General features: G+C 61.3%; 16 protein-coding genes and 1 tRNA gene. 8 read left to right on the top strand and 9 right to left on the bottom strand.

What is annotated here, in order from left to right:
* The first annotated feature begins 62 nt into the window (after nucleotides 1-62).
* Nucleotides 63-365, top strand: coding sequence for a hypothetical protein (locus tag NKJ75_RS04465; RefSeq protein ID WP_023669375.1), 303 nt, complete (start codon nucleotides 63-65; stop codon nucleotides 363-365).
* 73 nt (nucleotides 366-438) lie between these two features.
* On the opposite strand, the gene NKJ75_RS04470 is transcribed toward NKJ75_RS04465, so the two are convergent.
* Nucleotides 439-708: a hypothetical protein gene (locus NKJ75_RS04470; RefSeq protein ID WP_023669376.1), complete on the bottom strand. Its 270-nt coding sequence runs from the start codon at nucleotides 706-708 to the stop codon at nucleotides 439-441.
* A gap of 412 nt (nucleotides 709-1,120) precedes the next feature.
* On the opposite strand from NKJ75_RS04470, the gene NKJ75_RS04475 reads away from it, so the two are divergent.
* On the top strand, nucleotides 1,121-1,324 hold the full coding sequence (locus tag NKJ75_RS04475) for a hypothetical protein (protein WP_023697438.1): 204 nt from the start codon (nucleotides 1,121-1,123) through the stop codon (nucleotides 1,322-1,324).
* 233 nt (nucleotides 1,325-1,557) lie between these two features.
* Here the strand turns inward: NKJ75_RS04475 and NKJ75_RS04480 are convergent, their stop codons facing one another.
* Both NKJ75_RS04480 and NKJ75_RS04485 read right to left on the bottom strand, forming a co-directional pair.
* Entirely contained in the window at nucleotides 1,558-1,752 is a 195-nt protein-coding gene (locus NKJ75_RS04480; protein WP_081726109.1) for a hypothetical protein, read from the bottom strand.
* 161 nt (nucleotides 1,753-1,913) lie between these two features.
* Entirely contained in the window at nucleotides 1,914-2,528 is a 615-nt protein-coding gene (locus tag NKJ75_RS04485) for a hypothetical protein (RefSeq protein WP_023669379.1), read from the bottom strand.
* A gap of 296 nt (nucleotides 2,529-2,824) precedes the next feature.
* On the opposite strand from NKJ75_RS04485, the gene NKJ75_RS04490 reads away from it, so the two are divergent.
* Nucleotides 2,825-3,106, top strand: coding sequence for a helix-turn-helix domain-containing protein (locus NKJ75_RS04490; protein WP_023743607.1), 282 nt, complete (start codon nucleotides 2,825-2,827; stop codon nucleotides 3,104-3,106).
* A gap of 77 nt (nucleotides 3,107-3,183) precedes the next feature.
* Here NKJ75_RS04490 and NKJ75_RS04495 read toward each other — a convergent pair whose 3' ends face one another.
* Entirely contained in the window at nucleotides 3,184-3,636 is a 453-nt protein-coding gene (locus NKJ75_RS04495) for a cupin domain-containing protein (RefSeq protein ID WP_023743606.1), read from the bottom strand.
* 244 nt (nucleotides 3,637-3,880) lie between these two features.
* Between NKJ75_RS04495 and NKJ75_RS04500 the strand changes: the two genes are divergently transcribed.
* The 3 genes from NKJ75_RS04500 to NKJ75_RS32820 all read left to right on the top strand — a co-directional run bounded on the left by NKJ75_RS04500 (nucleotide 3,881) and on the right by NKJ75_RS32820 (nucleotide 5,782).
* Nucleotides 3,881-4,339, top strand: coding sequence for a YbaK/EbsC family protein (locus tag NKJ75_RS04500; protein ID WP_023743605.1), 459 nt, complete (start codon nucleotides 3,881-3,883; stop codon nucleotides 4,337-4,339).
* Nucleotides 4,340-4,433: 94 nt separating this feature from the next.
* The gene (locus NKJ75_RS04505) at nucleotides 4,434-5,222 is read left to right on the top strand and encodes a hypothetical protein (protein ID WP_352499241.1); all 789 of its coding nucleotides are present in this window, start codon (nucleotides 4,434-4,436) and stop codon (nucleotides 5,220-5,222) included.
* Nucleotides 5,219-5,782, top strand: a complete 564-nt coding sequence (locus tag NKJ75_RS32820; RefSeq protein ID WP_280806358.1) for a CatB-related O-acetyltransferase — start codon at nucleotides 5,219-5,221, stop codon at nucleotides 5,780-5,782. Before NKJ75_RS04505 ends, NKJ75_RS32820 begins: the two co-directional genes overlap by 4 nt.
* An 82-nt stretch (nucleotides 5,783-5,864) precedes the next feature.
* Here the strand turns inward: NKJ75_RS32820 and NKJ75_RS04515 are convergent.
* Nucleotides 5,865-5,941, bottom strand: a tRNA-Pro gene (locus NKJ75_RS04515).
* A gap of 145 nt (nucleotides 5,942-6,086) precedes the next feature.
* On the opposite strand from NKJ75_RS04515, the gene NKJ75_RS04520 reads away from it, so the two are divergent.
* Complete coding sequence (locus NKJ75_RS04520) at nucleotides 6,087-7,055, top strand: glycosyltransferase family 8 protein (RefSeq protein WP_084569958.1); 969 nt, start codon at nucleotides 6,087-6,089, stop codon at nucleotides 7,053-7,055.
* Between the two features lie 48 nt (nucleotides 7,056-7,103).
* Nucleotides 7,104-8,087, top strand: coding sequence for a glycosyltransferase family 8 protein (locus NKJ75_RS04525; RefSeq protein ID WP_023743602.1), 984 nt, complete (start codon nucleotides 7,104-7,106; stop codon nucleotides 8,085-8,087).
* A 37-nt stretch (nucleotides 8,088-8,124) separates the two neighbouring features.
* Here the strand turns inward: NKJ75_RS04525 and NKJ75_RS04530 are convergent, their stop codons facing one another.
* From NKJ75_RS04530 to NKJ75_RS04545, 4 genes are all read right to left on the bottom strand, one after another.
* Nucleotides 8,125-9,396 carry an O-antigen ligase family protein gene (locus tag NKJ75_RS04530; RefSeq protein ID WP_352499242.1) on the bottom strand — a complete coding sequence of 424 codons (1,272 nt, stop codon included), beginning with the start codon at nucleotides 9,394-9,396 and terminating at the stop codon, nucleotides 8,125-8,127.
* Entirely contained in the window at nucleotides 9,393-10,928 is a 1,536-nt protein-coding gene (locus tag NKJ75_RS04535) for an undecaprenyl-phosphate glucose phosphotransferase (protein ID WP_023689486.1), read from the bottom strand. The genes NKJ75_RS04530 and NKJ75_RS04535 overlap by 4 nt, the downstream gene beginning before the upstream one ends.
* Nucleotides 10,929-11,013: 85 nt before the next feature.
* Nucleotides 11,014-12,144, bottom strand: a complete 1,131-nt coding sequence (locus NKJ75_RS04540; protein WP_352499243.1) for a glycosyltransferase — start codon at nucleotides 12,142-12,144, stop codon at nucleotides 11,014-11,016.
* 7 nt (nucleotides 12,145-12,151) lie between these two features.
* A complete protein-coding gene (locus NKJ75_RS04545; protein ID WP_023669390.1) occupies nucleotides 12,152-12,715 on the bottom strand; it encodes a polysaccharide biosynthesis/export family protein in 564 nt (187 codons plus the stop codon).
* Nucleotides 12,716-12,809 lie beyond the last annotated feature (94 nt).

Here is a 12,809-nt window from a genome sequence, read left to right on the forward strand (position 1 = left end):
CAGACCGGAACCGGTTCTGCGGCCATGCGTTTGGCCTTCTCTCAAAAGAAGGAAAAACAATCATGGTATCGCTTTCGACCCTCTCCGATCTCGATCTCGAAAAGCAGGTCGCGACCCTTTCCAAAGAGCTCGCCGCGTTGCGCAAAGTCGTGGCCAAACGCGGCGGTGCTTACTACGAGGACGGGCGCGATGCCGCTTCGGACTATTATGGGCAGCTTGCCGACCTTGTCAGCGATGCGCTGCCGGCGATCAGGAAGCAGGGCAGGGCGATCGAAAAGACGGCGCGCGATCGTCCGGCAACAGCCGCTGCTGTTGGGTTGGTCGTGGTCGGCCTTCTCGCCAGCTTGTTGCTCAGCCGGCGCTAAAACAATTCACGAAAACAAAAAGAAAATGGCGGCCGTCCCGCGGACGACCGCCATTTCCCTGATCTGCGGCCGATTACTTGGCGAGCTTGATCTTGGCCTGCGGCGAAACCTGCGCGGTCTGGCTGCACTTGCCATAGACAGTGCCATTCTTGTCCGTGGCGTCCGTATAGGTGCCTTTGCACTCGATCGAGAGCACCAGGCAATGACCGGAGCCCTTGCAAACCGCGCCGCCGTCGCCCGTGGGATGCGTGCCGTTGGCGAAAGCCGAGGTCGGAACGGAAGCCGAACCGAAGGCCGAGACGATGAGGGCCGCGGCGAGCGTGATGCGCTTGAAGTTGGTCATTTGAGCATTTCCTTCTCTGGATCGAGGATCGCCACCATGGCGTCCTTCTGTGTTGGGATCGCCTTCTCGGCGTCCATGCCGGTTAGTGCGGCCTCCAAAGCAAAGGTTCATGCGTGGTTCGAATTTTCTTCGCCTTTTTTTGCGACGTCGATTTTTAGCCTTCGCCAACGGACGGCGCCTGGCGGGGCGGGCATCGATCATGCATTTCGCGTGAAGGGCGCTGACGTAGCAGCGCGGCATCCCATGCGAAGGTCACACGGTGGCGTGCCCAAATGGCCAGCCAAGACCGAGTCCGCCCCCGGCTCTTGTCAGGTGGCGGCAGCAGTCATTGCCGCCACTTGGCACCGCGCTTTCTGCCACTCCCGGCTGCGACTATAACGCCAGTCCAAAGGTACCGGCGGAGGAGACGGGCGTGGTCGCTAATTACATCGACGAGTTCATCATGTTCTGCGCTGGGTTGTGGATGACAGGCGTTGGTTTTGGGCTGCTCCAAAGTCCTTTTCAGGCCCAGCAAGGTCAGCAGCCATGGTGGCTGCAGGTCGCGAAGCATTTCAAATGGATGGGGCCGCTTTTGATTTTGATCGCAATAGTGCTCGCGTTCGCGGCGCCGTCCTAGCGGGTTCCGACGGCATTGAGAGACCCGGGGTGTCCTGCAGCTGGCTACCGCTGTGTTGTCGGCCTTGCGCCTGATACGTTCGTTGGGTGCGCTGTGGTTGCTCGCATTCTGGCGCATGGGCGCCATCGAATCCTGCCTTCAGCTTTTCCACGTGTCGCCTGGCAAAAACCAACGGGAAGGCGGCCTTGACGAGGACTCCAGGGCCAGCCTTCCCGTTGGGCAAGTCGGCCGTGTCAGGCCTTCTTGGCCTCCACCTTGTGGTGGTGGCGGTGGTGATGGGGATGGCGGTGATGCTTGTTGTGATGATGATGATGGTGGTGATGCTTCTTGTGCAGCGGTGCTGCGTCGGCGCTGCTGGCGCCGATGAGGGGCAGAGAGACAGCCAGGGCAAAAGCCAGCCCGAGAGCCGACAGGAGGGACTTCTTCATGACTTCGTTTCCTTTTCTGCGCGGGCTGAATTTGGCCGTCACCGAGCAAGATCGGTGCCGGTGAACCCCGCAGTCATGACTATCGCCTCCGAACTTTTCGACAGTTTTTCCGGACTGTAGAATTTTGTTTCTGGATTGTGTCTGGCGGCTTCGTCGGCAACCTACATCGGCGGAATGACGCCGTTGGTGCCGACAACGACCCGGCCCGCGGTCAGCTTGCCGTCGCTGCCGCGCTCGGCGTTGACGAACACCACAGCGCCAGGCTTGAGGTCGGCGGGCGTCGCCGGCGCGAAGGTCACCACCGGCGTCGTCTGCGGGATCGCGATCTGCTTTTTCTGGCCATTGTCGTAGGTCAGCGTCACCGTGCGACCTGCAATCTCGGTGACATCGGCGACCGTGCCGTTGGTCATCCGGCTGTTGGGCTCGAGATCCCACGGGCGGTCGCCTTCGCCGGCGCCCTTCAGCGCGGCCGGGAAGATCACCACCTCAAGCGCGCCGCTGCCGCCATCGGCCTTCGAAACAGAGGCAATGCCGAGGAAATCGCCTTGCTTGATATCCCCGGCATCCGCCTTGGCGACGCCGGAAATCTTCCACCCTTCAGCCAGCGCGATGGCGTCGGTAGCGCCTTCGCGGGTCTTCACCGTCAGCGTCGCTCCGGCAAAGGCGGTCACCGTGCCGCGAATGCGCACGGCCTCGGCGGCTTGCGCCGCGACCATGCTCGCGCCAGCGAGGCCTGAAATCGTGGCGAGCACGATGGCCGATGTCTTGAATGTCATGGATCTGATCCTCTTGGGAAAAGCTGGCCCGATGCGGCTGCCAGCAACATCAGGCTAACGCGCGAGCGGCGCAAAACCGCTGAACACTCCGGCGTGCGGCCCTTCAAAAGAACTTGATTGGGAGATCGGGGCAGAGATCCTATATGTGCCCTGGCGCCTGCGGTTTTGACGCCGGTTCACGATGCTGTGACGGTCGGTTTGGGCCTTGGCAAATCGCCGTCAAGCGGGCATTGTCCCGGCTCTCAGGCAACACCCTATCATTTGATCCAAAACTCTTTAGCCCCATGGAGTTGCCAATGCCCGAAACTGCAAAACACGAACCCTTCTCCAGGCTGGCGGCCGACGTTGCGCTCGAGCACTCCGGCCTCAAAGCCATCCGGGAGACAAAGGGATACAGTATTGAAGAGCTTTCCCTGACCTGCGGTCTGTCGACCAGCGAGATTGCCGACATAGAGAGCGGCAAGGACACCGATCCGACGAAACTTCGCCGGATCGCCGCAGCATTGCAATTGCCGGAAACGGCCCTGATCGATGCCCCGGCGCCCACGGCGCCTGTGGAAAACCGGTCCGTTTCATAAACAACGGCCGAGCGTCGTTCAACAAGCCGGCCATGGTTTGCCCTGGCGGGCTTGTTGCATTCGCCCAACGGCGAATGTCACTTCTTGCTCGGATCGTCCGCCGGGTTGACGTAGGTGATCGCGAACGGCCCCTCGCCATGAACCTGGACGATCGTAGCGCTTGTCGTCCAGGCGTAATGGTTCATTCCCTGTGGGGCTACGCCGAAGCCGCCGGCGGTCAGTTCGATGCCCTTGGTCTCGTCGAGCTTGTCGCCCATGCCGATATGAAAATTGCCGGAAATCACCGTCACATATTCCGAGGTGGGATGGTTGTGCGCGGCAATCCTGTAGCCGGCCGGCAGCTTCAACCGCAGCACGTAGATGCCATCCGTCGAGGGGTCCCCGGCGATGACAGCCATGTCCGCGCCGGCGGGCAGCACAGCAGGAGCAGGGCCCCATTTGATGGCGTCCGCGTTTATCGGCATGTCGTCGGCAAGCAGCGGCGCCGTCCCGATAAGCAGCAGCGCCAGAGCCGAGGCGAGCTTGAGCATGATGATCTCTCCGGTTGGTCGTGGGAGCACAGCATCAGCGCCGGCCCTGATCTATTGCGACCTACCAAGGCAGCAGCCCGAACACATCTCCCGCACGGGGGATGCGCCTTGCGTTGCTGACATGCGGCGCGACCCGCCTGGCCTGGTATCGCTGCAGCCGTCGAGGGGCGGGGAGGTTGCCGCCGACCGAGCGTGAAGCTATCCAGTGTGAACGCTAACCGTTTTCGAATGGGACAATGCCGAGATGAGCCTTGAATCCGTGCGCGCCTTCCTGGCTGCCCATGCGCCCGATGTCGAAGTGCTCGTCACCGAAGCGAGTTCCGCGACGGTGGCGCTGGCGGCTGAGGCGCATGGCGTGGAGCCGGCGCAGATCGCCAAGACCATCTGCCTGCGCGTCGGCGGTGAGACCATGCTGATCGTGGCCGGCGGCATGTCGAGGCTCGACAACCGCAAATTCAAGGACCGTTTCGGCGGCAAGCCGCGCATGCTTGACGCCGACGAGGTTGTCGCGATTACCAGCCATCCCGTCGGCGGCGTCTGCCCATTCGGCCTGCCGGCGCCGCTGCCGGTCTATTGCGACGTCTCGCTGCGCGCCTTCGATGAAGTCGTGCCCGCGGCCGGCGCTACCAACGCCGCGGTGCGGCTGAGCCCTGAGCGCATGGCACAGATTGTCGATGCCGAATGGGTCGATGTGTGCCAGTAGTAATCGTCGGCTGATTTCAGCAGGAGATTTCTGGGAGCAAAACGACTGCGAGCGCAGCTAGTAGAAGATTGAACGACCCATTATACGTGGCGGAATGAACGACGTTTTTGGTTACATCGCCTATGGTGAGAACGAGCTTTACCATCGCGGCGCGCTACTCAGCGCCCTCAAGCTTTTGCACCATTGCCCGACCGCCAGAATAGTCGTCGCAACGGACAGGACTGACCTATTTCGCGCTTATCCTGTTGAGACAATGCTCATAACGGCCGAACAGAAAGACCAGTGGTCTTTCGGCGGAAGCTACCATTTCGGTATCAAGGCCGGGGCTATGCGTGAGCTTTTGCAGCGAGCAGATCGGCTCCTTTTCATGGACACCGACATGTACCCGGTGGGTGACCCGTCGAAGGGCTTCCGCTCGATCTCTGCGACCCATTCCACTATGCGCCTGTGCGAAGGGCCGCATCGCATCTATCAGAACGCGCTGCCGGGCAAGAACATCAGCGTCGGCGGCCAGGTCCTGACCGGCCAGGAACCGAAGTGGAACAGCGGCATCGTCGGGATCCACCGGGACAACCTCACAGCCATGGTGGACGCCTTCGCCGCTATCAAGGCCGTTCATAAGGTGACCGACACTTGGGCGCCCGAGCAGTTCTGCCTCGGGGTAGCCCTTTCTCAAAACGGCCGAACCATAAGCCCTCATAGCCTGCCGATCCGACACTACAATACCCGAGGCAAAAAGCAGTTCGCTGAGCCGCGTGTTCATGCGTTCTTTAACGCGCACGGCATGGCGCCAGTCGGCCAGCAGGTTGCAAAGGCCAGTCGATATCGTCTATGGCGGACTCCCGCGGATCTCTTGCTCCAGAAGCTTAAGAGGTCACCGTGACGGGCTGGCTGCGCATGAGGAATCTGTTTCGATCCAAGCTGCCCCCAAGCGTGACCGTTGGACGTCACACCTATGGGGTGAGCCGGAAGAAGGTGCTTGGAGCGTCTGCCGCCACTCCGTTGGCCCTTGGGGCGTTCTGTTCGGTCGCCGGCAACGTGAGCTTTGAATGTTCCGGGGGAAGCCACGTGCCTTGGGCTGCAACCACTTTTCCGATCCACAGCCGCATGATGAACGCGACCGATCTCAATTCGCACGGCGGCAAACCCGTCGGCATTACCATCGCCAATGATGTCTGGATCGGCCGCCAAGCGCTGATCATGCCAGGCGTCCACATCGCGGATGGCGCTATTGTTGCGGCCGGCGCCATTGTCACCAGGGATGTGCCGCCATACGCGATCGTCGGCGGGGTCCCGGCCAAGCTTATCCGGTATCGCTTTTCACAGGATGTTATTGCGAAATTGCTGGCGATCCGGTGGTGGGAATGGAGCGACGAGAAGATCAAGCAGGAGGCTGCTTTTCTCACAGGTCCCATCGAACTCTTTATCGAGCGGCACGCCTAGCATGACGGCTTAAGAATGCATCTTGTTTGCGGGAAGTCGAAAAGACGGTAACCACCTTGGGGGAAGCGGCCAACTATTTGTTTGGTCGGAGTGGCCGGATTCGAACCGACGACCCCTTGACCCCCAGTCAAGTGCGCTACCGGGCTGCGCTACACTCCGGACCGCGCAAAGCCATATATTTTCAAGGGGTATGGTGCAAGCGTTAAAACGGCGCGTTGGACCGGAAAAGTCGCGAGGCATCCGGCCTTGTCGGCGCAACGCCAAGACGGTATGGCTTGCCCAATACCGATAAGAAGGATTGCGCGTGGCAAATTCCTGTTTTTTTCTAGCGGCCGACGCCAACTATTTCCCATATGCATGCTTGGCGGCGCGCAGAATTCTGGACGTTTCGGGAGACGCAACGCCAGGCTTCATCCTGCATTTCGGCGCACGCGATGCCGATATGCGTGTTGCTGAACGCCTGCTGAAGAATCGCCTTCGCATAATGGACGTGTCGGCGTTGTTTGCGCAGGCCGGTCATACTTTCCGGCCAAGCAATGTCGGCACTTTTGTTCGGCTTTTCGCCGACCAACTGCCTCAGTTCGCGGACTATGACCGCATCGCCCATGTTGATTGTGATGTCCTCTTCAATCGGGATATAGGTGACCTGTTGGGCCAGACACTTCATGCCCCATTGTTGGCCGCCCATGACGATTATATGTACTTCCGCCCGGGCTACCGGCACAAATTGTCGATGCAGCCGGGAGCGCCTTACTTCAATGCCGGCATCATCGTCTTCAACATGCCGCTGGTGCGTGAACAGGGACTTTTGCACCGCGCCAGAGATGTCGCCGTTGCCGGGCAGATGAACGATCAGAACGCGCTGAACATCGTCTTCGAGGGCAAGTGGCAGACGATGCATCCGAACTGGAATTTGATGTCCAACGATACGAAGGAATTTCGGTTCGCCCAAGCCTATGCCCGGCATTTCGCCGGCGGCAAGCCGTGGGGGAGCCAGGTCGACGTGGAACTTGAGGCGCTTGCCGTCTGGCGCGGTCTGGCAAGGGATACGCCCTGGCTCCAGCCCTTCCGGCAGCGCATTCCCTTCGAGCGAGGCGTCATGAGGCGATTCGCTCGCAGGTTCGACGGCATCATGGGGATGTTGCCTGACAAGGATCGGTATCGGCGGCGGGCAAGGTATGATGGGAGCAAGGTGCATAGGATATATGCCGAGCATGCCCTTGCCGGTGCGATGGCCGTGCAATTTCCTGAAATACTCGGCGGCTTCGCTTGAGACATTCGCGACTTTGATCCGTAAGGCGCAGGGCAGGAGAATTAGACTGTGTCGCAAAAGCCATGCTTCTTTTTCGCCGCCGATCAAAGGTATTTTCCGTACACCTGCTTGGCGGCGCGCCGTGTGTTGGATTTGTCCGGCGCCGTCGACGGCTTTATTTTGCACACCGGCGTCATTCCCGGTGACGACCGGTCTGCCGGTGAGCGTTTGCTCGATGGGAGGATCGGCATCATCGACGTGACGAAATTCATGGAGGCGACGAACTTCAACCGTGGAACGCATCCCACCCTTGCGACCTACATCAGGCTGTTTGCCGATCAATTGCCTGAATTCGAGCCATACGACCGCATCGCCTATTCAGACGCCGACGTGCTTTTCAACCGATCGATAGCCGATCTCTGCAGCACCCCGCTCAATGCACCGTTGCTGGCCGCTCACGACGAGCAGAGTTACTTCGATGCAAAGTACAGGCAACATCTGCCGATGCAGCCTGGAGCGCCGAAATTCAACGCCGGCGTTCTTCTCTTCAACATGCCCCTGCTCAGGGCTGAGGGGCTTCTGGAGCGCACGCGGCAGCTGGCGTCCGAGCATGTCTACGGAATGGATCAGGGCGCATTGAACGTGGCCTTCGAAGGCCGATGGCAGACGATGCACCCGTTCTGGAACGTGATGACCAACTACAGCAGCCAGCTCCCTTTCAGCAGGTGCTATGCGCGGCACTTCGCGTGGGGCAAACCTTGGGAGCCTCGGCCAGTCGGTGTCGAGGTCGACGCCATGGCTGTCTATCGCGACCTGGCGAAAGGCACCCCCTGGGCCGGACGCTTCAGCCGCAGCTGGCCGGTCAAGAGAGGGTTGATGAAGAATTTTGGCCGCAAGTTCGATGCCATCAGCGGCATCTTGTTGAACGACGAGAAGCGCAAACGCAGGGCGCGGTTCGACGCCGAAAAGGTCAGCGCCATCTTTGCCGATCACGCCAACAAATCGATGCTGGCAGTGCGGTATCCCGAGCGGGTGACCGGTATCGCGAGATAGAAGAAATCGTCGGTCGCAATTCGTTCCGAAGGCGAAGTCATCCGAACTCGGCGGCTTTCCCATCGGTTCGGATTGCAGCCACCGCCCGCAACCCGCGCTGATGCCTGTATTCCAGCGCGATCGCGCCCCAGATCAGGCCGAGCAGCAGGTAGACATGGCGCCAGTGGTCGATGTCGATGAAGGTGCCGAGCCCGATATTGCCGATGAAAGCGACGTAGGCGCAGAGCAGATAGGGCTGCCATGGCCGGTCGCGCAAAAGGATGCGGAAGCCGGCCGCGATCGTCCACAGCGTCAGCGACAGGAACGAGACGAAGCCGAGCCAGCCATAATCCATCAGCGTCTTCAGCCAGATGTCGTGCGTGTCTTCGCCGAAAATGGTGCCGAACACCAGCGGGCCGATGCCGAGCGGATGTTCGAGCGCCATCTCGAAGCCGATCGTGTAGCGGGCAAAGCGGCCAAGGCGCGCCGTGTCGTAGCTCTGTTCGAGCTGGGCGCGGCTGGAAAACATCTCGCCGACGCCGGGCAGCTGCAGGATGACGATCATGGCGACCACCAGCAGGGTGACGGCGGCAATGCTCATGACGATGACGCGCAGCCGGAACTTGCCGGTGTTGCTTTGCAGGAACAGGGCGCCGGTGAGCAGGATGGCCGAGACGGCGAACATGCCCCAGGCGCCGCGCGAGAAGGAGAAGAAAATGCCAGCGGTGATGATCAGCAGCGGCACCGCCAGAAGCGGCATGCGCGCGATCGAGCCGGTCAACAGGAGATAGAGCAGATAGATGCCGGGCAGCACCAGGAATGGTCCGAACACGTTCGGATCCTGGAAGGCGCCCTGGGCGCGGTCGTATCTGGTGAAGATTTCAGCGCCCGGGAAAGCGTGGAAATAGCCGGCAATGCCGAGCAGCGAGGTCACCACCGCGGAGACGACATAGGCGATGAAGATCAGCCGGTAGAGGCCGGGCTGCACCGCCGTCACCGACGAGAAGAACACCGCGGTGAACGCGAGAAACAGCGAGACGGCGAGATAGAGCGGTGTGTTGGCGAGAACGGCCATCTGCGTCATGGCAATCATGCCGCCGATGTTCATCGTGATCAGCAGCACGAGCAGCGGCACGGCCGCGCGCGATATGCGCAGGCCAAACAGCACCCACACCCCGATCAGCCCGAGCATGAAAAGATCGTAGGGCGCCGGTTCGTCGATGACGAAGCCCGACAGGAAGACGCCAAAAAACACCGCCCCCGACGATATCAGCGCGATCAGCTTGGCATTGACCGCAGCCTGCGGCAAATCATGGGAAATCGCGCTCAATAGGCGTTTTCCGTATTGAGCAGCCGCAGCGGCGTCATGAGCAGGATGCGCAGATCGAACAGCATCGACCAGTTCTCGATGTAATAGAGGTCATATTCCGTGCGCATGCGGATCTTCTCATTGGTGTCCATCTCGCCGCGCCAGCCATTGATCTGCGCCCAGCCGGTAACGCCGGGCTTGACCTTGTGGCGGGCGAAATAGCCGTCGACCACCTCATTGTAGAGAAGGTTGTGCGACTGCGCGGCAATCGCATGCGGGCGCGGGCCAACCAGTGACAGCGTGCCGAACAGCGAGTTGAAGAACTGCGGCAGCTCGTCGATCGAGCTCTTGCGGATGAAGCGGCCGACGCGGGTGACGCGCGGATCGTTCTTGGTCACCGTCTGCTTGGCGGTCGGGTCCGAGCGGTCGGTGTACATGGAGCGGAATTTGTAGACTTCGACGATCTCGTTGTTGAAGCCGTGCCGCTTCTGCTTGAATAGCACCGGCCCCTTGCTGTCGAGCTTGATGGCGATGGCAGTCGCCAGCATCACCGGTGAGAACAGGATGATGCCGATCAGCGAGAAGACGATGTCGAAGGCGCGCTTGGCGACCGAATCCCAGTCGTTGATCGGCCTGTCGAAGATATCGAGCATCGGCACCGAGCCGATGTAGGAATAGGCGCGCGGGCGAAACTGCAAAGCGTTCGAATGCGCCGAGAGCCGGATGTCGACCGGCAGCACCCACAGCTTCTTCAGCAGCTGCAGCACGCGCGTTTCGGCAGTCAGCGGCAGCGACACGATCAGCATGTCGATGCGCGCGATGCGAGCGAATTCCATCAGCTCCGAAATGGTGCCGAGCTTGGGATAGCCGGCCACGATCGGCGGCGAGCGCTTGTCGCCGCGGTCATCGAAGATGCCGCAGATGCGGATGTCGTTGTCTGGCTGCTTCTCGACCGAGCGGATCAGCATCTCGGCCGCCTTGCCGCCGCCGACGATGACGGCGCGGCGTTCCATGCGGCCGTTGCGCGCCCAGCGCCGGATCAGCTTCGACATCACCAGCCTGAGGCCGAACAGCAGAAGCAGGCCGACGACAAACCAGGTGCCGAACAGCAGACGCGAATAATCCTCCGACATTTTCATGATGAAGGCCGTCAGCGCCATCAGCGCGAAGGTGCCGGCCCAGACCATCAGTACGCGGCCGAGATTGGAGATCGGTCGCATCAAGGCGGAGATCTGGTAGCAATCGCTGACGTCGAGCAGCACCACGGCCACGAATGACGCCGCGGCAATGGTCAGCGGATATTGCCAGGCGAGATAGTTGAAGAAGCCGACAAAGTGGAAGTAGAGCGCGAGCCCCGACAGGAACAGCAAGCCGAATTCGACGATGCGCAATACGCCGCTGACCATGACCGGCGACATCGTATCGCGCCGGTATTGCGAGGCGACCTGGCGGGCAACACTGTTCATGCCGCCGGGCGTGGGGCTCTCGGCAGGACTGTCGAATTTGCGCACCGCATCGGCCGAAAAGCGGCGCGTGGGGTCGGTCTCGTTCATCGGGTTTCCCACAAGCTTCCGCGATGACGATAGCAGAAAGAGAGCTAAAAAAACCTTGAGACAACTTGTGGTTTTGGAGGGTCGTCTATCTGTTGAGCGCGGCGAAATAGGCCTTTTCGATTTCGGCGGCCATCACATCGGCGCCGAATCGCGCCCTGAGGCTGGCCGTATCGGGCATGGCGCGCCGGTAGGCGTCGAGATCGCGCAGCGCTTCACCCATCTTGTCGCCGAGTTGGCGCGGATCGGGACGGATCAGGGCAGGGGATCCCTCCCCGAAGATTTCGGGAATGCCGCCGACGGCCGTGGCGATCATCGGCCTGCCGGCCGCCAGCGTCTCCAGCACGATATAGGGCATGGCTTCCGCGCGGGAGGGGACGACGACCAGATCGGCCAGCGAAAATGCCTCCCTGGCCGGCATCGGCGGCAAGAAGCGGACCTGTTTTCCGAGGCCCAGCCGTTTCACCTGCGCATGGTAGCGCGGCAGGTCGTCGCCATCGCCGACCATGACCGCGGTCAAGCGGCGCTCAAGCTGGGACCCGGCCAGCACCAGCGCGTCGATGAAAATGTCAGGCCCTTTGAGGTCGCGAATCATGCCGATGTAGAGCAGGTCGGCCGCGTCGGGTTGTGCGACCACCGGTTCGAACTCGGCGGCGCGCAGGCCGTTATAGACCAGCGTGTTCGGGATAGGCGGTTCGCCGACCTTCCTGCGATAGGTGCGCCGCTCATAGTCGGAGACGAACAGCAGGCAATCGGTGAAGCGCCCCATGAAGCGCTCCAGCGCGAAGAACAGCTTTCCGGTGGTCGTCGTTTCGTCATAGTGGAGGGAGCCGCCATGCGGCGAATAAAGGCGGGCTACGCGAGACCTTGATACCCGCAACAATGAGCCGAACAGACGGGCATAGGCGCCACCTTTGGCGCCGTGCCCGTGCAACACGTCCGGCCGCAATTCCTTGATGATTTGATAGGTACGCCAGGCCGAGGCGAGGTCGCCCGGTCCGACATGGCGCTGCATCGGCGTGCGATGAATGCCGAGCGCCAAGCTGTCCTTCATCTGGTCGAACAGGCGTTCCTCGTATTGGCCGCCGGTGGTCGAATCGCAGACGATGCCGACGACATGTCCGGCGGCGAGCTGGGCCTCCGTCAGGTCGCGCACATGCCGGAAGATCCCGCCGACGGGTGAGCGAAAGCAGTGGACGATCCTGAGCTGGTCCGCCACGTTGATGTCAGAACAGGCGTTCGCGAACGTAGACCGTGTCGCCCGGCAGCAGCGGATCGGAGGTAACCACCCGGCCTGTCATCACCTTGCCGTTGATGTCGCGGGTGATGTCGACGCTTTCCTGGTTGGCGCGCGGCGAGAAACCGCCGGCAATCGCGATGGCCTTCTGCACGGTGAGGCCCGGCACGTAGGAATACTGGCCGGCGGCGCCCACTTCGCCCATGACGAAGATCGGCCGGTAGCGATCGATCTCGACCGACACGTCGGGGTCGCGCAGATAGCCTTGGCGCAGTTTGTCGGCGAGCGCTTTTTCCAGCTGCTGGGCCGTGTGGCCGCGCGCCGGCACCGCGCCGACCAGCGGGAAGGACATGTAGCCGGACTGATCGACACTGTAGGTGTTGGTCAGACCGTCCTGTTCGAACACGGTGACGCGGACACGGTCGCCGGCGCCGAGCCGATAGGGCTGGTCGAGTACCTCGTGGAAGGCCGCCGGCGTCGGCCGGTAGCTGGAGCAGCCGGCGAGCATCGACACGGCCAGCAGAGCGCGAAACAGACCAGCAGCGCTTTTCATGATCGGACACACACCTTCGTCGCTATGGCCGCCAGGACACGGCGGCAAACCTTAAGGATCTGGGTTCGTTATCATCCTGTTAGGGTTAATGGCC

This window comes from Mesorhizobium sp. M0058 (genome assembly GCF_040323095.1).
Taxonomy (GTDB): domain Bacteria; phylum Pseudomonadota; class Alphaproteobacteria; order Rhizobiales; family Rhizobiaceae; genus Mesorhizobium.

What these genes read in the sequence shown, in the direction of transcription:
- NKJ75_RS04465 (WP_023669375.1), top strand. Translation starts at nt 63, where the DNA reads ATGGTATCGCTTTCGACCCTCTCCGATCTCGATCTCGAAAAGCAGGTC.
- NKJ75_RS04470 (WP_023669376.1), bottom strand. Translation starts at nt 708, where the DNA reads ATGACCAACTTCAAGCGCATCACGCTCGCCGCGGCCCTCATCGTCTCG.
- NKJ75_RS04480 (WP_081726109.1), bottom strand. Translation starts at nt 1,752, where the DNA reads ATGAAGAAGTCCCTCCTGTCGGCTCTCGGGCTGGCTTTTGCCCTGGCT.
- NKJ75_RS04485 (WP_023669379.1), bottom strand. Translation starts at nt 2,528, where the DNA reads ATGACATTCAAGACATCGGCCATCGTGCTCGCCACGATTTCAGGCCTC.
- NKJ75_RS04490 (WP_023743607.1), top strand. Translation starts at nt 2,825, where the DNA reads ATGCCCGAAACTGCAAAACACGAACCCTTCTCCAGGCTGGCGGCCGAC.
- NKJ75_RS04495 (WP_023743606.1), bottom strand. Translation starts at nt 3,636, where the DNA reads ATGCTCAAGCTCGCCTCGGCTCTGGCGCTGCTGCTTATCGGGACGGCG.
- NKJ75_RS04500 (WP_023743605.1), top strand. Translation starts at nt 3,881, where the DNA reads ATGAGCCTTGAATCCGTGCGCGCCTTCCTGGCTGCCCATGCGCCCGAT.
- NKJ75_RS04505 (WP_352499241.1), top strand. Translation starts at nt 4,434, where the DNA reads ATGAACGACGTTTTTGGTTACATCGCCTATGGTGAGAACGAGCTTTAC.
- NKJ75_RS04535 (WP_023689486.1), bottom strand. Translation starts at nt 10,928, where the DNA reads ATGAACGAGACCGACCCCACGCGCCGCTTTTCGGCCGATGCGGTGCGC.
- NKJ75_RS04545 (WP_023669390.1), bottom strand. Translation starts at nt 12,715, where the DNA reads ATGAAAAGCGCTGCTGGTCTGTTTCGCGCTCTGCTGGCCGTGTCGATG.